The sequence below is a fragment of the Micromonospora sp. NPDC023888 genome, assembly GCF_040639415.1.
In the GTDB taxonomy this organism is placed as follows: Bacteria; Actinomycetota; Actinomycetes; order Mycobacteriales; family Micromonosporaceae; genus Micromonospora.
Window position 1 is genome coordinate 116,947 of the sequence record NZ_JBEZZW010000008.1, and the last position, 19,398, is coordinate 136,344.

A 19,398-nucleotide genomic window follows, 5' to 3' on the forward strand; every position below is an offset into this window, starting at 1 on the left:
CGCGGGGTCGTCAGCGATCGGCGTCAGCTCAGGCCACGCGGCAGCAGCGTGGTCGGGAGGACAGTGGTCGACGGTGGGGTGTCGTCGTCGCCGGCGATCCGCTGGAACAGCCGCTCGGTGGCGACCCGCGCCAGCTCCCGGGTGTCGTAGGCGACGACGGTCAACGGCCGGGGCATCAGGTGGGACAACTCGAAGTCGTCGAAGCCGACAAGCGCGGCGTCACTGCCCCGGCGGTGCAGCTCCTGAAGCGCGCCCACGGTGAGCCGGTTGTTGGCGCAGAAGAACGCCGTCGGCGGGTCCGCCTGGTCGAGCAACGCGGCGACCGCCCGCCCGGCCTCCTCGGGGGCGATGAGCCGCTCGCAGACAAGCGACTCGTCCGGTTCGACCCCCGCTGCGGCAAGCGCCGCCCGCGCCCCGGCCAGCCGCTCGCGCATCGTCGGCACGCTCGGCGCGCCCAGCAGGAGACCCACCCGTCGGTGCCCCTGGTCGAGCAACGCGCCCACACCGGCGCGACTGCCGCCCCGGTTGTCCAACAGCACCGCGTCGGCGTGCAGCCCCTGCGGCGGCCGGTCCAGGAACACCACGGGCATCCCCAGCTCGACCTCGCGCCGCAGGAACGAGTGGTCGAGGCCCGCCGGCACCACCAGCAGCCCGTCGACCCGGCGCTGCGTGAAATCCTGGAGCAGGGCGCGTTCCCGCTCCGGGTCCTCCTCCGACGAGGCGGTGATCAGCATCGTGCCGTGGGCGGCGGCGATCTCGGCGGCGACGCTGGCGATCGTCGCGTAGAACGGGTTGGCGATCTCCTCGATGAGCAGCCCGACAGTGGCGTTGAGCTGCCGGGAGCGCAGGTTGCGGGCGATGTCGTTGCGCCGGAAGCCCAGCTCGGCGATGGCGGCAAGCACCCGGTTGACCAGTTCCTGCCCCACCGGCTCGTCGTTGACCACCCGGGAGACCGTCTTCAGGCTGACCCCGGCGTGCCGGGCCACGTCGACCATCGTCGGGCGCCGACGCGTCGTCGGCCGGGTCGGAGTCTGGGTCACGGGGAGTCCTCCACGGCGGGCACCGATCAGCGGTCGAGGGCAGCGAGCGCGTCGACCGCTTTTCGGGCGGCGACGAGCACCGGATCCCACACCGGCGCGTACGGCGGAGCGTAGCCCAGGTCCAGCGACGTCATATCGTCCACCGTCATGCCGTTCCAGAGTGCCACGGCAAGCGTGTCGATCCGTTTGGCCGCCTCGGACCAACCGACGATCTGCGCGCCGAGCAACCGGCCGCTGGGCCGCTCCGCGATCAACTTGACGGTCATCGGCCGGGCACCGGGGTAGTAGCCGGCCCGGTTCGTCGACTCGGCGACCACCGAGACGAAGTCGAAGCCGGCCAGGGTGGCCTCCCGCTCCCGCAGGCCGGTGCGCCCCACCTCCAGGTCGCAGACCTTCGTCACGGCCGTGCCGATCACGCCGGCGAAGGTGGCGTACCCGCCGCCGATGTTGATCCCGGCCGCGCGGCCCTGCTTGTTGGCGTGCGTGCCCAGCGGCACGTGCACCGGCATCCCGCTGACCCGGTGCAACGTCTCCACGCAGTCGCCCGCCGCCCAGACGCCGGTCAGCCCGGCCACCCGCATCCGGCGGTCCACCCGGACTCCGCCGGTCGGCCCGATCGGGAACCCGGCAGCCTCGGCGAGCGCGGTGTTCGGGCGTACTCCCAGGCCCAGGACCACGACGTCGGTCGGGATCGGCCCCTCGGCCGTGACCACCGCGGACACCCGGCCGTCCCGCTGCTCCAGGCCGGTCACCCGCAGGTCGGTGCGGATCGTGACACCCAGGCCGCGCATCGCGTCGGCGACCAGCTCGGCCATGTCGCCGTCGACGGTCGCCATGGGCTGGGCGCCCGCCTCGACGAGCGTCACCGACAGGCCGCGCTGGATCAGCGCCTCGGCCATCTCCACGCCGATGTAGCCGCCACCGACCACCACGGCCCGACGCGGCCGTGTTTCACCTTCCAGCCAGTCGCGCAGCGCCGCCCCGTCGTCGAGGGTCTGCATGCCGAACACGCCGCCCGCGTCGGTGACCGCCCAGGGCGGCTGCACCGGCACCGCCCCGGTGGCGTACATCAGGTCGTCGAAGCGCTCGCGAACCTCGCCGCCGCCCTCCAGGTCCCGGGCGACCACCTCGCGGCGGTCCAGGTCGATGGCCGTGACCTCGTGGCGCAGCCGGACGTCCATCGCGTACGTCGTGCGGAACGTCTGCGGGCCCCGGGCGATCAACGCCTCCTGGTCGGGCACCAGACCACTGATCCAGTACGGGATGCCGCACGCCGAGTAGGAGGTGAAGTGGCCCCGCTCGAAGACCACGATCTCCAGGTCGTCGCGGTCGCGGCGGCGACGGGCCTGGGACGCCGCCGACATTCCGGCGGCGTCCCCGCCGATGACGATCAGCCGTTGCGCCACGGGCTCATCCTGTCACGTGGTGATCAGCCACGGGTCTGCCGTGCGACGTCCTGCACCACGTCGGTGAGTCGGCCGGTGCGCTCGTACACCGCTCGCTGCCGGGCCGCGCCGGTGCCGTGCCGGCGCAACCCGCCCAGCAGGTCGGTCACCTCGGCCCAGTCGCCGTGCTGCTCCAGCGCCGGCCGCAGCCGTTCGACGAACCGGTCCAGCAGCTCCCAGGCCGGGCGTATCTCGCCGGTGGTGACGTCGACGGCGTCGCCCTCCAGGCCGTCGTGCGCGGCCCGCCAGTGCGCGCCGACCAGCAGGTGGTGGTCGGTCTGCAACGCCGGCCGGCCGGCCTCGACATCCTCCCTCGCGGTGGCCACCAGGGCCCGGACCAGGGCGGCGACCAGCACCGCGTCGTCCACCGACGGGCAGACGTCGCCGATCCGCAGCTCCACCGTCGGGTACTTCGCCGACAGGCGGGCGTACCAGTAGAGCATCCCCTCGTCGAGCATCACCCCACTGGAGATCAACTGGCGGATCAGCCGCTGGTAGTGCTCGTGCGACTCCAGAAACGGCGTCGGCGCCACCGAGGGCCAGCGCTCCCACTCCACCGAGCGCCAACTCGCATAGCCGGTGTCCTCGCCCCGGGAGAACGGCGAGTTGGTGGTCATCGCGTGCAGCATCGGCAGCCAGGGACGTACGTGGTTGAGCACCTGCACACCGGTCTCCGGATCGGGGACACCGACGTGCACGTGCATGCCGTTGTTGCCGGGGCCGGGAACGAGCAGCCGGAACCGCTCGATCATCCGGTCGAAGCGGGGCTTGTCCACCACCGGCGGCACCGGACCGTCCACCGGACCCGTGCCGATGGCGAGCAGGCGTACGCCGGCCCGCTCGGCGGCGTCGGAGAGCGCCCGACGCAGCACCCCGAGGGAGTGCCGGATCGACGACAACTCCAGGCCGGGCGGGCTGCCGATCTCGATCTGACTGGTCTGGAACTCCCGCTCCACCTGCCCGCGAAGTTCGGCCGGCACCTGCTCCATCACCAGGTCGACGGCGGGGACCGCGGCCCCGGCGTGCGGGTCGACGAGCAGGAACTCCTCCTCGACACCCACGGTGAGCAAACCGGTCGCCGCAGCCATCTCGCTGGGCGCCTCGGCCACCTGACCGGTCATCGACACCACCGTCCGTTCCTACCGTTCGCGGTCCATCCGCAACGGTCCGCTTCTTGGTTACCCAACGTGGCGACACCGGGAAACGTGGCGTGGCTCGTCGTGCTCGGGCGCGCCGCCGGTTTCGGTCAGACGAGGTGACAACGGGTCCTATGCTGAGCCCGTGCCGGTGCCACTGGGGTTCGTCGGGGTCGCGTGGATGTTCGCGTTCGCCCAGCTCACCCTGCTCGCTGGCCGTCCGACCGACCTGCTCGCGGGTGCCGCGCTCACCGCCCTGGTGCTGCTCGCCGTGGTGCTCGCGGCGCGGGTGCTCGGCAGATCGGGTCCGCCCGGCGCCGGGCCACGGTGGGCCGGGCTGCGGGCCCGCTCCCGTGGTCGCCGCGTGCCTCGGCAGATCGACCCGGACGCCGCCGGTCGCCCTCGCCCCCGCGCACCGGGACACCCCTCGGCCGCGTAGCGCGCCACGCCGCCGCGCGGCCGATCCCGCCGTCACCGGTCCCCCTGTCGAGCGGACACCGCCGCGGGGAGGACCTCACCGGATTCGGACCGAGGGGTTGTCCATGCTTGCCTTCGCACCACTGCACGACGTTGTCGGCGCTGCCGGCACGGCACTGTCCTGGCTCACCGACCTGCTCACACCACTGGCCGGCGGGATGGCGACCGCCGCCGCCATCGTGCTGTTCACCATCGCCGTCCGGCTGCTGATCTCGCCGCTCACCGTCGCGCAGGTCCGCGGCGAGCGACGCCGCGCGGCGCTCGCCCCGCAGGTGCGTGACCTCCAGCGGCGGTACGCCGACGACCCGGCGAAACTCCAGCGCGAGGTGTTCGCGTTGTACTCCGAGGCCGGTGCGAACCCGGTCGCCGGCTGCCTGCCGTTGCTGCTCCAGGCGCCGTTCCTGCTGGTGCTCTACCGGCTCTTCACCACGAACGAGGGCGGCACCGGGCTGCTCGACGAGCGGCTCGCCGGGGTGCCACTGGGTCACCACCTCAGCGACGGTGTGGCCGGGGCGGCCGGCCCGCTCTTCGCCGTGCTGCTGGCCGTGCTGCTCGCGGTGGCCTGGTGGTCGTCGCGGCGGGCGCGGCGGGCGTCGGCCGCCGTCGGCACGGTGGCCGGTACGCCCACCGAGGGGCCGGGAGCGGCAGTGCTCGGGCGGCTGCTGCCCCTGCTGCCGTTCGCGACGGTGCTGGTGGCGCTGGTGCTGCCGCTCGCCGCGGTCATCTACCTGGTGACCACGAGCGTGTGGTCGGCGGTCGAGCAGGCGGTGCTGCGCCGACCGCAGGCGGTTCCGTCGCCGACCGACCGGTAGCGGATCAACGACCGGCGGTCACCGACCGCCGGTCGTCGCGCTCCCGGCGTCGACGGAGCTTACGAACCACCCACATGACGACCATGACGACGAAGACCGCGACGATCGCGTAGTTGAACCAGTCGCTGTAGCGCTCCACGTCCTGCCAGCGGCTTCCGAGCGCGTAACCGGCGCCGACGATGAGACCGTTCCAGAGGCCGCTGCCGATGGTGGTGAGCAGGATGAACTCGCCGAGCGGCATCCGGTTGGCCCCGGCCGGCACCGAGACCAGACTGCGGACCACCGGCACCACCCGGCCGATCAGCACCGCCCACCGGCCGTGCCGCTCGAACCACCTGTCGGCCCTCTCCAGGTCGTCGCTGTCGACGAGCGGGATGTGGTCCAGCCACCGCTTGAGCCGCTCCTCGCCGAGCGCCGCGCCGAGCCAGTAGAGCACCAACGCGCCGACCAGCGAGCCGACAGTCGCGGCCAGCACCACGAGGAAGACGTTGAACTGACCCTCGTGGGCCAGGAAGCCGGCGAGCGCCAACACGATCTCGCTGGGGATCGGCGGGACGATGCTCTCCAACGCCACGAGCAGCGCCACGCCCACCGGGCCCATCACCTCGATCACCGAGGCCACCCAACCGGTCAACCCGGTGAACTGGGCCGGGTCGCCACTCTGGGCGTACGCCATGGTCGTCCTTCCGGTCGGCTGTCGGGGATCGGAAGGTCTTACCCGGTAAGGCGATTGCTACACCTCGGGGTGCAGCGCGGTGTCCGCCGGCCCCTGCCGCCAGCCGGTGAACACCACGGTCAGGCCGGCGCGCGACGGCGCACAGCAGAACGGGCCGGCCACCGCCTCGGCCGCCGGGTCCAGCGGGGTGAGCCGAACCAGTCGCCACGGCTCGTCGTCGGCGCGGGCGCGGACGGTCAACGCGTCGCCGGCCCGGCTGACCCGCACGGTCACCTCCCGGCCCGCCCACTGCGGCACCGGCGCCACCGACCAGTCGGAGAACTCCCGGGTCACCACAGCGCCGAGCTGCGACTCACCGTCGCTCATCTCGACGCCGGCCTTGGTCCAGGTCCGTTCGTCGACCCGGACGAGCGCGCCGGCCTGGTCGAACTGCGCCGCGAAGTCGAGCCGGAAACTCACCTCCATGGCGGTGCCGACCGGCAGCGGTGCCAGCAGAGCGGGGCCGTTGTCGTGGACGAAGCCGTAACTGGTCCGTCGCCAGAAGTCGCTCTCCGCCGCGGGCTCGACGACGAGCTGACCGCCGGGGCCCTCCTCGACGCGTACCGGCGGGTGCAGCCACCTGCCCGCAGACCAGTCCAACGGTTCGCTCGGCGGTACGAGATCGGTCTCCATGACGGGCACGGTACCGGCCGCCGGAGACGGGTTTGCCGCGGTGATCGAACGGAGATGTTCCTCCGGCATGGGTGACCGTTGGTATTCCGAAGCCGTCGTCTACTGCCTCGACATCGACACGTACGCCGACTCCGACGGCGACGGGGTCGGTGACATCCGTGGGCTGATCGGGAGGCTTGACTACCTGGCCCGGCTCGGCGTGACCTGCCTGTGGCTACACCCGATCCACCCGTCGCCCAACCGTGACGACGGTTACGACGCCACCGACTTCTACAACGTCGACCCGCGCTTCGGCACGCTCGGCGACTTCGCCGAGCTGCTGCACCAGGCCCAGAACCGGGGCATCCGGGTGATCATCGACCTGGTGGTCAACCACACCTCGGACGAGCACCCGTGGTTCCAGTCCGCCCGCTCGTCGCCGGACTCGCCGTACCGGGACTGGTTCGTCTGGTCCGACACCGAGCCGGACGACCGGCACCAGGGCATGGTCTTCCCGGGCGAGCAGGACGAGACGTGGAGCTACGACCGGACCGCCAAAGCGTGGTTCTACCACCGGTTCTACAAGTTCCAGCCGGACCTCAACTTCGCCAACCCGCAGGTCCGCGACGAGATCAAGAAGATCATGTCGTTCTGGCTCCAGCTCGGCGTCTCCGGTTTCCGGATGGACGCGGTGCCGTTCATCATCGAGCTGACCGAACCGGGCAACCCGAACTCCCCGAAGGACTTCGAGTTCCTCACCGAGCTGCGCCAGCACGTGCAGTGGCGGCGCGGCGACGCCGTCCTGCTGGCCGAGGCGAACGTCGAGCCGGACCAGCTTCCGACGTTCTTCGGTGACACCAGCGGGTCCGGCAACCGGATCCACATGCTCTTCGACTTCATGCTCAACGGTCGACTCATGCTCGCCCTGGCCCGGCAGGACCCGGAGTCGCTGATCGAGGCGTTGCGGGACACCCCGAAGCTGCCCGTCGGTGGGCAGTGGGCCACCTTCCTGCGCAACCACGACGAGATCGACCTGTCCCGGCTGACCACCGAACAGCGCAACCAGGTGTACGCGCAGTTCGGCCCGGACGAGAACATGCGCATCTACGACCGGGGCATCCGTCGCCGGCTCGCCCCGATGCTCGGCAACGACAGGCGGCGCATCGAGCTGGCGTACGCGTTGCAGTTCTCCATGCGCGGCACGCCGGTGCTGCGCTACGGCGAGGAGATCGGGATGGGCGAGGACCTGTCGCTGCGCGGTCGGGACGCGATCCGTACCCCGATGCAGTGGTCGTTCAAGCCGAACGCCGGCTTCTCCACGGCGGACCCGGAGAAGCTGGTCCGCCCGGTGATCGACAAGGGTGACTTCGGGTACCCGACGGTGAACGTCACCGCCCAGCGCAGCGACCCCAAGTCGTTGCTCGCCTGGTTCGAGCGCATGATCCGCACGTTGCGGGAGGCTCCGGAGGTCGGCTCCGGCTCGACCACCCACATCGACGTGCCGGTGCCACCCGGCGTGCTGACGCACCGGGCGGACGGGCCCACCGGGACCATGGTCTTCGTGCACAACCTCGGCACCGACGACGTCGAGGTGGATCTGAGCAGTCTCGAACCGGAGGCCGACATGCCGATCGACGTGCTCACCGACCGTGGCTACGGCGAGCTGGGCAAGCTCGGCGCGGTGAAGGTCTCCGGGCACGGATACCGGTGGATTCGCCTCTGCCGGGGTCGCGGGTTCTGACGAAACGGGGGACCGCGCCGAGCTGCGCGGTCCCCCGTCACGCGATCACCGCAGCGCGTCGATCAGCGCACCCCGAAGGCGCGGAGCACCGTCTGCTGGACCGAGTTGCCGGCGCCGTCGGTGGCACCGGCCCGCACTGACACGTACGTCGCGCCCTTCGGCGCCCGCAACTTCGCCGTCCACGAGCCGTCCTTCGCACGGTCCAGCGCCTGCTTGTGCCAGTGCGCGCCATCGTCGTACGAGATCTCCAGGCTGACCGGCCGGATGCTGCCGCAACCGGCGGCGCCGGGCAGGTGCGCGGCGGCGACGGTCAGGTCGGTGCTGCCCTTCGCGGTGCCGGCGGCGTCGGTGTCGACGCCGTAGTCGAGCTGGAGCAGCGGTAGCACGCTCGACTCCACCCCGGCGGCCGGTGCCTTCGACCGGAACGTCCACTCGGTGGTGGTGCTGGTGGAGTACCGGCCGACGGTCGGGTCCTGGGTGGTCCCCACCACCAACCGGTACGGCAGGTCACCCGCGCCCGGCGCGGTGCCGCTGATCCACGTGCTGGTGCTCTCGCCCAGCAGCGTCCGGCCCTGGTAGAGCTTGTTGGTCTGCCCCGCGGCGCTCATCGCCATGCCGACGTGGTCGGCACCGCCCCAACCGGGCACGTCGAGGTTGAGAGCGTCGCCGGAGCGGGTCGGCAGCTTGAAGTTGTTGTTCAGGTGCGGTCGTTCGATCGGCTCGAAGAACTGCTCGGTGCTCCTGCTGCCAGCGCGGAAGCTGGCCCGGGGGTCGATCTGGTACGTCGCGGAGTCGAGGTACGCCTCCTGACCCCACGTGTACAGGTCGCCGGTGGACACCCAGTCGGTACGGACCGCGGCGAGCGGCCGGTTGCTGGTCTGGCCGATGCCCCAGTTGTTGTACGACGGCCAGTCGTACCGGAACTCGCCACCCCGGGTCTGCGGCGTCGGGACGTTGAAGCCCACGTCGATCCGGGCCAGCGTCTTCGGGGTCTCGGCCCGGCTCAGGTCGCGCGGAATCCGGTTGTGGTACGCCTGGACCAGGTCGTACACGTAGTCGGCGACCGGCTGCGAGACCACCTCGACCGTCGTGGACCCGCGCTGGATCTGCTGGATCAACGCCTCACCCTCGTCGGTGCTGAGCATCGCCACCTCGATCGGGGTGGGTGTGAAGAAGTCGACCGAGTAGTCGCGCACCTCGCGCCACGGGAAGTCGTTGACCACCAGCATCATCTTCGCCCCGGCGGCGGTCGCCGCGGCGGCCTGCTCGGAGTCGCTGACCTCCCAGTTGCGCCGGACCACGGCCACCGCGCCCCGGGCCTTCAGCCCGGCGTAGTCACTCGCCGCACCGTTGCCGGCGAAGACCGTCGGCAGCGCCCACCGGCCCTTCGGCAACTGGGTGGTGCCCTGTTGACGCACCACGTCGTCGAAGTCCACGGTCGCGGTGCCGACGGTCAGCACCGGCTGCTCCTTGCGCCAGCGGGCACCGACGTAGAAGTCGCCGTGTCGCACGTCCCTGCTGGTGGGCTGCGCCCAGAAACTGTCGAAGAACACGCCGCCGGCGATGAACGAGCGCCACCGGCCCTCGCCCTGGGACCGGTAGTAGTCCAACCGGGTGAAGGTGTCGGCGGTCTGCTGCGGCACCGACGACTCGACCCGGCGGGCCGACTTTCCGTCCAACCGGACGGTGGTGTCCGTGCGCAGGTCGATGTCGGGGTTGCCGAGCAGCGCCACGCCGAGCGAGTTCGGGCCGTGGCTGCCGGTGACGTTCAGGAAGCTCATCGCCGAGTAGACGCCCTCGGGCAGGTAGAGCTGCGCCGTGCCGTCCGCGTCGGTCTCGACGAAGCTGATGTCGTAGCTGCCCGGCTGGCCCAGCTCGATCACGCCGGCGGCGGGCTTGCCGGCCCGGTCGGTCATCTCCAGGCGCAGCTGGTGGTACGGGGTGAACGTGCCGACCGCGACGGCGGTGCGGGCCAGCACGGCCCGGTCCGGTCCGACGGCGACGACCTGACCGGTGTAGCGGCTGCCGGCGCTGGCCGGGGAGGTGTCAGTGGTCAGGGTGACAGTGGCGGTGCCGTTCGCCGGCACGGTGAGCTGCGTTGCGGACAGGCGGAACAGCCCGGCCGGCGCGCCCGGCGCGTCCACCGACAGGCCCAGCGTGATCGGCTGGCCGGTGGTGTTCGTGTACGCCACCGGGTGGGTGGCCTTCGTGGTGTCCCTGCCCACGCTTGTGGAGACGGTGCCGGTGGCGACGATCGGGGCGCGCACCGCGGCGGCGACGTCGACCCGGCCGGTACCGGCCTGGAAAGCGTCGTACTGCGGCGTGGCCTTGGTGGTGCTGACCAGGGCGTCCTTGAGCTGCTGACCCGTCCAGTCCGGGTGCTTCGCGGCGAGCAGGGCGGCGGCGCCGGCCACGTGTGGCGCGGCCATCGAGGTGCCGTCCATGGTCTGGTATGAGCCCTCGCCGGGCGCGTACTGGGAGCGGGCCGCGAGCACCCCGACGCCGGGCGCGGTCAGCTCGGGCTTGATGGCCTCGTCGCTGATCCGGGGGCCCTGGCTGGAGAACGAGGCGAGCTTGTCGCCGCCGTCGACCGCACCGACGGTCAACGCCGCGTCCGCCGCGCCCGGGGCACTCACGCTGCCCGGCAGGCCGGCGTTGCCGGCGGAGATGACGAACAGGGCGCCGGTCTCCGCACTGAGCGTGTTGACCGCCTGGCTCATTGGGTCGGTTCCGTCGCTGGGCTGGTTGGAGCCCAGGCTCATGTTGATGACGCTGGCGTCGGCCTCCCGGGCCGCCCATTCCATGCCGGCGAGGATCCAGGAGTCCATTCCGTGGCCGTCGTCGCTGAGCACCTTGCCGACGGCGAGTCGGGCGTCGGGGGCGACACCCTTCTCGCGGCCACCGGAGGCGGCGCCGGTGCCGGCGATGGTGGAGGCGACGTGGGTGCCGTGCCCGACCCGGTCGGTGATCTCCTCGCCCGGCACGAACACGGCGGACGCGCTGATCCGGTTGGTCAGGTCCGGGTGGGCCGCGTCGATGCCGGTATCCAGCACGGCAACCCGCACGCCCGTGCCGGTGTCGCCGCCGGCCCAGACCGCGGGAGCGCCGATCTGCGCGGTGGTGTCGGCCAGGTCGGCGTGTACCCGCCCGTCCAGCCAGATCTTGGCGATCCCGCCGGAGAAGCGTCCCTTGTCGCCGGTCGCCGCGGTCGCCTTCGCGGTGGAGGCGGCCGTGATCGCGGCCCAGAACTCGTCGGCCCGGTCGCGGTCCTCGCTCAGCGCGGCACCCGAGATGCTGCTCAACGTACGGGTGCGGGTCGCACCGGTGGGTGCGGTGCCAGCCCGCAGGCCGGCTGCCCCGGCGTCGTACGACACGATCAGCGGAAGGTGGTCCACCCGCTCGTCGTCATACCCGTCGGCGATCAACCGGGTGACGTTGAACAGCCGCTTGTCCAGGGTGTTCGCGGCCACGTAGGGCAGCACCGACTGCGGGTAGACGTACAGGTCGTCGCCGGCCTCGATCACCCGTACCGGTGTCGAGGCGCCGTCCGGACGCCGTACGTCGAGGGTGCCGCCGTTGGCGCTCTGGCGGGTGGTGACCCGGTCACCGGTGATCAGAGTGACCGAGTGGGTGCCGGGTGGGGTGGGCAGGCTGGTCGCGGGGGCGGGGGTGGCGCCGGGATCGGCCGGGGCTCCGGGGGCGGCGGCCAGGGCGGGTGATCCACCGGTCGCCGCGAGGGCCGCGGAGACAACGGCGGCGAGCCAGGCTCCACGGGTACGCGAGAATGTCACGTGATGTCGTTCCTTACCTCGTCGTCTGTTCGCTGGCGGGTGACAGCGATCGCGACGCTACGCGCGGAAGATCATCTCGTATAGATCTTGGATCAAACCATGGTCATCACCGTTAACTAGCAGTGGAAGGTTAAGCTCCTTCGATCGACCCCACGTTACTGGGAGGTAATCATGTCGGAGGAGCCCCGCGTCGCCATCGTCACCGGAGCCGCACGCGGCATCGGCGCGGCCACCGCCCGGCGGTTGGCCGCTGACGGAATGGCCGTCGCCGTGGTCGACATCGAGGAGGCGGCCACCAAGGAGACGGTGGATGCCATCGCCGGCGCGGGCGGTCGCGCGCTCGGGGTGGGCGCCGACGTGTCCGACCGGGATCAGGTCGAGGCGGCGGTGGCTCGGATCGCCGCCGAGCTGGGCGCACCCACAGTGCTCGTCAACAACGCAGGTGTGCTCCGCGACAACCTGCTGTTCAAGATGACGAACGCCGACTGGGACACCGTGATGGGGGTGCACCTGCGTGGCGCGTTCCTGTTCAGCCAGGCCGCCCAGAAACACATGGTGGACCGGAAGTGGGGGCGAATCGTCAACCTCTCCAGCACCTCCGCGCTGGGCAACCGGGGCCAGGCGAACTACGCCGCCGCCAAGGCCGGCCTCCAGGGCTTCACCAAGACGCTCGCCATCGAGTTGGGGCCGTTCGGGGTGACAGTCAACGCGGTCGCGCCCGGCTTCATCGTCACCGACATGACAGCGGCCACCGCCGCCCGGATGGATGTCGACTTCGAGGACTTCAAGAAGCACGCGGCGGCCCAGATCCCGGTGCGTCGCCCGGGGTTCCCGGAGGACGTCGCGCACACCATCTCGTTCCTGACGAGCGAGGGTGCCGGCTTCGTCTCCGGTCAGGTCATCTACGTCGCCGGCGGCCCACGGGACTGACAGGTGCTCCCGACGAGGGCGCTCCTTCGCGAAGGGGTGCCCTCGTCGCCGGGTCAGGCTGGTGCGCGACGGGTGCGCCACAGCCAGATCAGGCCGAGCACCGGCAGCACCAGCGGGATGTAGCCGTACCCGCTGCCGAACTGCGACCAGACCGTCTCGTCCGGGAAGAGTTCCTTGTCGACGAGGCTCAGGACGCCGACCGCGACCACCCCGACCAGCTCCACGGAGCAGCAGGCCAGCGCCACCCGTCGGCCGGTGTGCCCGGCCCGGGCCAGTCCCACCGCCGCCACGATGTAGATGAGCGCGGCCACCCCGGAGAGCAGGTACGCCACCGGCGCCTCGTCGAACTTGGTGGCGAGCTGCAGACCGGCCCGGCTGGTCGCCGCGATGGCGAAGAGCAGGTAGACCGCGATCAGCAGCCGACCGGGGCCGGCGTTCGTGGCGCGTCCGGCCGGTCGGGTGTCAACCACCGAGAACCTCCCAGGTCTGCTGCAACCGGACCACCACCACCGGGGTCACCAGGCAGACCGCGCAGACGATCGCCGAACCCCAGCGGGTCGGCTCCATCCGGGCCAGCACCCAGGCCAACGGCGGCAGGCACACGAGGGTGACCAGATAGCCGAAGAAGGCGCCGGGCTCGCCGGGCCGGTCCCCGCCGCCGACCGCGACCAGGGCCAGCACGCCCAACACGAGCAGTGCCACTTCGAGTACGGCCAGGCCGATGAACTGCACCCGGTCCGGTGGCCGTTGGCGCACCGCCGCCACCAGCGCCCACACCGCGACGAGCAGCGACAGCACGATCGACACCGTCGCGACGATCCCGTCCACCGGCGAGTCGGCGCTCACGCTGGTCACCGGACCTGCCCGTTCGTTGCCTCGGTCACCGGCACAGCCTACTAACCGTCGTAGTAAACAGATGAACCCGCCTCGCCGCCGCCGCCGTCGCCGACCGGCGGAGTTGTCCGCCGCTCGCTGTAGAGCTGCCCCGCGAGTGGGGCGCGGCGGGATCGGCTGTGGTGGTCGGGGGTCACCCCAAGCGTGGACGCGGCGGACACTCCATGATCGACTCGGTTCCCTGTGAAGCGGGGTGTCGCTGGCCTCTGGATGCCCCGGAATCGAGGAAACCGAGTCGATCAGGCGTCCGGCGGCCGCGCCGCCCCACGAATGGGGCAGCTCTACAGGCACCCGACCGGACCACGGCCACGGCAGGTGGCGCGGGACGTGAGCTGCTTCGATTGGTCGAACCCGCCGCCGTCGTGGCTGGTGGGGCGACTAGCGTGGATCAGGTCCGCGGCGCTGCCGCGGCGGGGGAAAGTGGAGGCACACGTGCTGCGGTTCGGCTTGTTCGGCACCGGTCACTGGGCTATCGAGACGCACGGGAAGGCGTTGCACGCCCATCCGGACGCGGAGTTGGTCGGGGTGTGGGGGCGCAACCCGGAGCGGGCCTCCGCGCTGGCCGAGCGGTACGGGGTGCCGGCCTACGCCGACGTCGACGCGCTGATCGAGCAGTGCGAAGCGGTCGCCGTCGCGCTGCCGCCGGACGTCCAGGCCGACATCGCGGTCCGGGCCGCCTCCGCCGGACGGCACCTGCTGCTGGACAAGCCGTTGGCGCTCAGCGTGGCCGACGCCGACCGGGTGGTGGCCGCCGCCGAGGAGTCCGGGGTCGCCTCGGTCGTCTTCTTCACCCAGCGGTTCCAGCCGAACGTGACAGCTTTCCTTGCCGCCACCTCCGCCGCCGGTGGTTGGCAGCACGGCCGGACCACCGCGTTCGCCTCGATCTTCCAGGACGGCAGCCCGTACGGCGGTTCGTTGTGGCGTCGCGAGCACGGTGCGCTCTGGGACATCGCCCCGCACGCGCTCTCCATCCTCCTGCCGGTGCTGGGCCGGGTGACCCAGGTGGCGGCGATGGACGGGCCGAGCGGGATGGTGCACCTGCTGCTCACCCACGAGGGCGGTGCCACGAGCAGCGCCTCGCTCTCCCTGGACGCCCCGGCCGAGTCGATGGCCCGGGAGTTCGTGTTCTACGGCGAGAACGGCATCGAGAACGTCCCGTTCGGTGAGAACGACGCCGCCACGGCGTTCGGTGTCGCGATCGACCAACTCGTCGAGCAGGTGCGGGCCGGCACCCGCGACCACCGCTGCGACGTGCGCTTCGGCCGCGAGGTCGTCAGCATCCTCGCCGCCGCCGAAACCGCCCGCGCCGAATCCCGCACCGTCGCCCTGGTCTGACCCCTTCCAGGGTCAGGAGAGGGTGGTCAGGGCGGCGGCCAGCTCGTCCGGTGAGTCGAACTGTTCGGGCGGCAACGCCTGCAACATCTGCAACATCGCCGTGCTGGCCCCGTTCTCCTGCCCCCAGCGGACCAGATCTTCCCGGGAGACCGGGTAGTCGAGCCCGGCCAGGTACTCCTGCAACTGAACGCCGGTGACGGTCATGCCGGCCGGCTACCCACTCGCGGGGGGCGTACACCGTGCCGGCCGGCACGCACGACGGCGTGTCGGCCCGCGACGCGCCCACGGTTTGTCCAAGCGGCGGTCGGGTAGCCGCTGGCATGCTGGTTCAGCGGCTCGGCGCGCCGAGCGACTTCGACCCGTTGCTGGAACGCGTCCGGGACGCCCGGGTGGTGATGATCGGCGAGTCCACCCACGGCAGCTACGACTACTACCGGTTGCGGGAGCAGCTCACCCGCCGGTTGATCGCGGAGTGCGGCTTCTCCTTCGTCGCCGTGGAGGGGGACTGGCCGGACTGCGATCGGGTGCACCGGTCGGTGACGGCCGCGCCCGGTGGCGCACTCCAGCCGCAGCTCGCCCTCGAACGGTTCGAGCGGTGGCCGACCTGGATGTGGGCCAACGCCGAGGTGGCCCGGTTCGCCAACTGGTTGCGGGCCTGGAACGTGGAACGGCCGGAGGACCAACGGGCCGGGTTCCACGGGCTCGACGTGTACAGCCTCTGGGAGTCGATGCAGGCGATCTTCGACTACCTGGGCGAGGAGGACCCGACGTCGCTGGAGGCGGCGCAGGACGCGTACCGCTGCTTCGAGCCGTACGGCAAGCGGGTCGAGGAGTACGGTGCGGCCAGCCGGTTCGTCTCCGCCCGTTGTGAGGAGGAGGTGGTCCGGCTGCTCGCCCGCACCCGCGAACACGCCCTCTCCGACGGGCCGGATCGCTTCTCGGCCTGGCAGAACGCGGAGGTGGTGGCCGGCGCGGAGCGGTACTACCGGGCGATGGTGGCCGGCGGGCCGGACTCGTGGAACATCCGCGACACCCACATGCAGGACACCCTGGACCGGCTGCTGGACCGGTACGGCCCGGACGCCCGGGGCATCGTCTGGGCGCACAACACGCACGTCGGGGATGCGCGGGCCACCGACATGGCCGCGGACGGGATGGTCAACATTGGTCAGTTGGCCCGGGAACGGCACGGCGACGACGCCGTGGCGCTCGTCGGCTTCGGCAGCTACCGGGGCACCACCATCGCCGCGCCCCGCTGGGGTTCGCCGCCGGAGGCGATGGTGGTGCCCCCGGCTCGCGAGGGGTCGGTCGAGCGGCGGCTGCACGAGCTGATGCCGGACCGGGCGGTGCTGATCTTCGGCGGTGACGACCAGCCGGGCTGGGTGACCGACACCACCGACCACCGGGCCATCGGGGTCGTCTACGACCCGTCCTTCGAGTCCTGGGGCAACTACGTGCCGACGCGGCTCGGCGACCGGTACGACGCCTTCATCTGGTGCGACGAGACCACCGCTCTGCACCCGCTGCCGATCCCGGCGGTCCCCGGTGAGATGGAGACGTACCCGGCGGGCGTCTGACGCGGTGGAGGTCTGGTGCCCGGCGGGCGCCACACCTCCACCGTCGGTCGGTCAGACGTGCGTCGGCGTGCGTTCCTCGAGGTGGGTGCGCAGGCCCTCGCCTTCGATGTCCACGTTCGGTAGGGCGCGGTCGAGCCAGCGCGGCAGCCACCAGGCGCGGTCACCGAGCAGCGACATCACCGCCGGGACGATTGTCATCCGGACCACGAACGCGTCGATGGCGACACCGACGGCGAGCGCGAAGCCCATCGACTTGATCACCGGGTCCTCCAGGAAGACGAAGCCCCCGAAGACCGACATCATGATCAGCGCGGCGGCGGTGACCACCCGCGCGCCGTGCCCCATGCCGCTGATCGTCGCCTGCCGGGCGGACTTGCCGTGCACGAAGTCCTCCCGCATCCGGGACACCAGGAACACCTCGTAGTCCATGGCGAGCCCGAACAGGATGCCGATGAGCAGGATCGGCAGGAAGCTGATCAGCGGGCCCGGCGTGTCCAGGCCGACCAGGTCGGCGAGGTGCCCCTGCTGGAAGACCGCAACAGTGATGCCGAACGTGGCCGCGACGGTGAGCAGGAAGCCCAACGCGGCCTTGACCGGCACCAGCAGCGAGCGGAACACCAGCATCAGCAGCAGCACCGAGAGCCCGACCACCAGCAGCAGATAGACCGGTAGCGCGTCGGAGAGCTTCTCGGAGACGTCGATGCCGATGGCTGTGACACCGGTGAGCAGTACGTCCGCGTCGCGGATCCCGCTCACCGAGCCGCGGATGTCGTGCACAAGGGTTTCGGTGGCCTCGTCGGTCGGGCCGGTCTTCGGCACCACGCCGAGCAGCGCGGTCCGGCCGTCCGGGCTGAGCTGGGGCGGCGCCACCGCGAGGACGTTCTCGGTGCGCTGGAGCAGCGCGGTCACCTGCGGCACGGCGGCCGAGGTGGCCTGCGGGGTGTCACCGGCGACCACCACCGCGAGCCGGCCGGTGAAGCCCGCCCCGAAACCCTCGACGGTCAGGTCGTTCGCCACCCGGGCAGGTGAACCGACGGCGGCCGTCGCGGCGCCCGGCAGGGCCAGCCGCATGTCCGGCGTGGGCAGCGCGAGCAGACCCAGGCCGAGCAGGCCGACCAGGATGACAGGTACGCGGAAGCGGGTGACCAGCCGCGCCCAGCGGAACCCGAACCGGGACTCGTCCTCGACGGCCGGCCGGTCGGTGCGGCCCGACTGATCGGGGTCGGCCGTCGTGCCGTCGGTGACTGTCGAACGCAGCCGGCGGGGGAGCACCCGGCGGCCGGCGAAGCCGAGCAGCGCCGGCTGGAGGGTGATCGCGACAAGCACCGCGACGGTGACCGTGCCGGCGGCGGCGAGACCCATCACGGTGAGGAAGGGGATGTTCACCACGGCCAGCCCGGCCAGCGCGATGACCACTGTCGCGCCCGCGAAGAGCACCGCGGAACCGGCGGTGCCGACCGCCCGGCCGACCGCCTCCTCCAGCGACAGTCCGTCGAGCAGGTTCTGCCGGTGCCGCGAGGTGATGAACAGCGAGTAGTCGATGCCGACCGCGAGGCCGAGCATCAGCGCCAGGACCGGGGCGGTGCTCGTGAGTTCGACGGTGCCGCTCAGCGCGAACAGCCCGGCCATCCCGACGCCCACGCCGATCAGCGCGTTGAGCATCGTCATCCCGGCGGCCACGAGCGAACCGAACGTGATGATCAGGACGATCGCGGCGACCAGGACGCCGAGCGCCTCGGTGGAGCCGATCTCCGGCTCGCTGCCGAGCACCTCGCCGCCCGGGGCGACCTGCCAACCCTGTGCCTTGGCCGCCGCGCCCACCTGCTCGTACGCGGTGCGCTGCGCGTCGGTCACGTCCTCCCCGAACTGGACCTGGATCAGCGCGTACCGGCCGTTGGGCGTGACCGCGCCGGCCTGGAACGGGCTGACCGCGCCGACCACGCCGGGCAGCGTCGAGGCCTGCTCGACGAGTTCCTGCACCACGGCCTTGCCCTGCGGGGTGGCGAGCTGACCGTCGGCGGGCGCCTTGAGGGTGATGGTGCCGGTCGCGCCACTGGCCGCGGGGAACTGCTCGGCGAGCAGGTCGAGCGCGCGCTGGCTCTCGGTGCCGGGCATGGTGAAGTTGCTCGCCGTCGGGCCGCGCAGGGTCGCCGCGGCCAGGCCGGCGACGACGAGTACGACGAGCCAGAGCGCGACGACGAGCCGTCGCCGGCGCAACGCGCCCCGGCCGAGCCGGTAGAGCAGGGTGGCCATCAGGAGTCCTTGTCCTCGGTCGTGGGTGGTTGGGGCAGGGGTGCGTCGACGGGTTCGACGGCCCGCCGGACGAGGGTGAGCAGGGCGGCGCGCAACTCGTCGTCGGGGATGTCGGTGAACTCGCCGCACGCCTCGGAGATCCCGGCGAGCAGCACCAGCGCGGCGATCCGGGCGCCCGGCCGGTCGGAGTGCCCGGCCAACGCGTCGCGCAGCCGGTCGGAGATCTGCTGGATGTGCGCGAAGGCCGGCTGGCACAGCAGTTCCGGGAACTCCCCGCGCAGCACGGCGATCTCCCGCCGGAACCGGACCGCGAGGTCGACGAACCCCTGCGCGGCGACCTCCTGGGCGGCCGAGCCGGTCAGGCCGGTGAGTCGGTCGTCGAGGTCGCGCAGTACGCCGATCGCCGGGGCCATCAGCTCGGCGAGCAGGGCTTCCTTGTTGGCGAAGTGGTAGAGCACCGTGGCCTTGGAGCAGCCGACCTCACGGGCGATGTCCTGCAGGGAGGTGCCCCGGTAGCCGCTGACCGTGAACTGACGCGCCGCCGCGGCGAGGATCTCGCCGTGCGTCTCGGACACCGCTCTGACCATTCCCGGTCCACCTCCGCAGACCAGCATGCCTGACCGATCGGTCAGAGCCTGAC

17 protein-coding genes are annotated in these 19,398 nt (G+C 71.7%); 6 read left to right on the top strand and 11 right to left on the bottom strand.

Going from position 1 to position 19,398, the window contains the following annotated elements; translation table 11 throughout:
- Window positions 1–23 precede the first annotated feature (23 nt).
- From AB0F61_RS09800 to AB0F61_RS09810, 3 genes are all read right to left on the bottom strand, one after another.
- Entirely contained in the window at window positions 24–995 is a 972-nt protein-coding gene (locus tag AB0F61_RS09800) for a LacI family DNA-binding transcriptional regulator (protein ID WP_357806554.1), read from the bottom strand.
- 71 nt (window positions 996–1,066) lie between these two features.
- On the bottom strand, window positions 1,067–2,446 hold the full coding sequence (locus tag AB0F61_RS09805) for an FAD-dependent oxidoreductase (RefSeq protein ID WP_357806300.1): 1,380 nt from the start codon (window positions 2,444–2,446) through the stop codon (window positions 1,067–1,069).
- 23 nt (window positions 2,447–2,469) lie between these two features.
- Window positions 2,470–3,606 carry a glutamate--cysteine ligase gene (locus tag AB0F61_RS09810; RefSeq protein WP_357806303.1) on the bottom strand — a complete coding sequence of 379 codons (1,137 nt, stop codon included), beginning with the start codon at window positions 3,604–3,606 and terminating at the stop codon, window positions 2,470–2,472.
- 160 nt (window positions 3,607–3,766) lie between these two features.
- Between AB0F61_RS09810 and AB0F61_RS09815 the strand changes: the two genes are divergently transcribed.
- Together AB0F61_RS09815 and yidC are read left to right on the top strand one after the other, a co-directional pair.
- Entirely contained in the window at window positions 3,767–4,060 is a 294-nt protein-coding gene (locus tag AB0F61_RS09815) for a DUF6412 domain-containing protein (protein WP_357806305.1), read from the top strand.
- Between the two features lie 103 nt (window positions 4,061–4,163).
- Window positions 4,164–4,910, top strand: coding sequence for a membrane protein insertase YidC (yidC, locus tag AB0F61_RS09820; RefSeq protein WP_357806308.1), 747 nt, complete (start codon window positions 4,164–4,166; stop codon window positions 4,908–4,910).
- 4 nt (window positions 4,911–4,914) lie between these two features.
- Here yidC and AB0F61_RS09825 read toward each other — a convergent pair whose 3' ends face one another.
- Both AB0F61_RS09825 and AB0F61_RS09830 read right to left on the bottom strand, forming a co-directional pair.
- Window positions 4,915–5,586, bottom strand: coding sequence for a DedA family protein (locus tag AB0F61_RS09825; RefSeq protein WP_357806310.1), 672 nt, complete (start codon window positions 5,584–5,586; stop codon window positions 4,915–4,917).
- A gap of 57 nt (window positions 5,587–5,643) precedes the next feature.
- Window positions 5,644–6,258: a DUF1349 domain-containing protein gene (locus AB0F61_RS09830; protein ID WP_357806312.1), complete on the bottom strand. Its 615-nt coding sequence runs from the start codon at window positions 6,256–6,258 to the stop codon at window positions 5,644–5,646.
- Window positions 6,259–6,325: 67 nt separating this feature from the next.
- On the opposite strand from AB0F61_RS09830, the gene AB0F61_RS09835 reads away from it, so the two are divergent.
- The gene (locus AB0F61_RS09835) at window positions 6,326–7,978 is read left to right on the top strand and encodes an alpha-amylase family protein (protein WP_357806315.1); all 1,653 of its coding nucleotides are present in this window, start codon (window positions 6,326–6,328) and stop codon (window positions 7,976–7,978) included.
- 62 nt (window positions 7,979–8,040) lie between these two features.
- Here the strand turns inward: AB0F61_RS09835 and AB0F61_RS09840 are convergent, their stop codons facing one another.
- On the bottom strand, window positions 8,041–11,769 hold the full coding sequence (locus AB0F61_RS09840) for a S8 family serine peptidase (RefSeq protein WP_357806317.1): 3,729 nt from the start codon (window positions 11,767–11,769) through the stop codon (window positions 8,041–8,043).
- Between the two features lie 171 nt (window positions 11,770–11,940).
- Here AB0F61_RS09840 and fabG point away from each other — a divergent pair, with 171 nt between their 5' ends.
- Window positions 11,941–12,699 (top strand): 3-oxoacyl-ACP reductase FabG, encoded by a 759-nt coding sequence (fabG, locus tag AB0F61_RS09845; protein WP_357806321.1) that lies wholly within the window; start codon window positions 11,941–11,943, stop codon window positions 12,697–12,699.
- Between the two features lie 53 nt (window positions 12,700–12,752).
- Here fabG and AB0F61_RS09850 read toward each other — a convergent pair whose 3' ends face one another.
- Both AB0F61_RS09850 and AB0F61_RS09855 read right to left on the bottom strand, forming a co-directional pair.
- Window positions 12,753–13,169, bottom strand: coding sequence for a hypothetical protein (locus tag AB0F61_RS09850; protein WP_357806323.1), 417 nt, complete (start codon window positions 13,167–13,169; stop codon window positions 12,753–12,755).
- Window positions 13,162–13,554: a hypothetical protein gene (locus AB0F61_RS09855; RefSeq protein ID WP_357806326.1), complete on the bottom strand. Its 393-nt coding sequence runs from the start codon at window positions 13,552–13,554 to the stop codon at window positions 13,162–13,164. Before AB0F61_RS09855 ends, AB0F61_RS09850 begins: the two co-directional genes overlap by 8 nt.
- A gap of 471 nt (window positions 13,555–14,025) precedes the next feature.
- Here AB0F61_RS09855 and AB0F61_RS09860 point away from each other — a divergent pair, with 471 nt between their 5' ends.
- On the top strand, window positions 14,026–14,928 hold the full coding sequence (locus tag AB0F61_RS09860) for a Gfo/Idh/MocA family oxidoreductase (RefSeq protein WP_357806329.1): 903 nt from the start codon (window positions 14,026–14,028) through the stop codon (window positions 14,926–14,928).
- Between the two features lie 12 nt (window positions 14,929–14,940).
- Here AB0F61_RS09860 and AB0F61_RS09865 read toward each other — a convergent pair whose 3' ends face one another.
- Window positions 14,941–15,132, bottom strand: coding sequence for a DUF2795 domain-containing protein (locus AB0F61_RS09865; RefSeq protein WP_357806333.1), 192 nt, complete (start codon window positions 15,130–15,132; stop codon window positions 14,941–14,943).
- A gap of 116 nt (window positions 15,133–15,248) precedes the next feature.
- Between AB0F61_RS09865 and AB0F61_RS09870 the strand changes: the two genes are divergently transcribed.
- The gene (locus AB0F61_RS09870; RefSeq protein WP_357806336.1) at window positions 15,249–16,505 is read left to right on the top strand and encodes an erythromycin esterase family protein; all 1,257 of its coding nucleotides are present in this window, start codon (window positions 15,249–15,251) and stop codon (window positions 16,503–16,505) included.
- A gap of 51 nt (window positions 16,506–16,556) precedes the next feature.
- On the opposite strand, the gene AB0F61_RS09875 is transcribed toward AB0F61_RS09870, so the two are convergent.
- Window positions 16,557–18,758, bottom strand: coding sequence for an MMPL family transporter (locus AB0F61_RS09875; RefSeq protein ID WP_357806339.1), 2,202 nt, complete (start codon window positions 18,756–18,758; stop codon window positions 16,557–16,559).
- Window positions 18,758–19,345: a TetR/AcrR family transcriptional regulator gene (locus AB0F61_RS09880; RefSeq protein ID WP_357806342.1), complete on the bottom strand. Its 588-nt coding sequence runs from the start codon at window positions 19,343–19,345 to the stop codon at window positions 18,758–18,760. Before AB0F61_RS09880 ends, AB0F61_RS09875 begins: the two co-directional genes overlap by 1 nt.
- Window positions 19,346–19,398 lie beyond the last annotated feature (53 nt).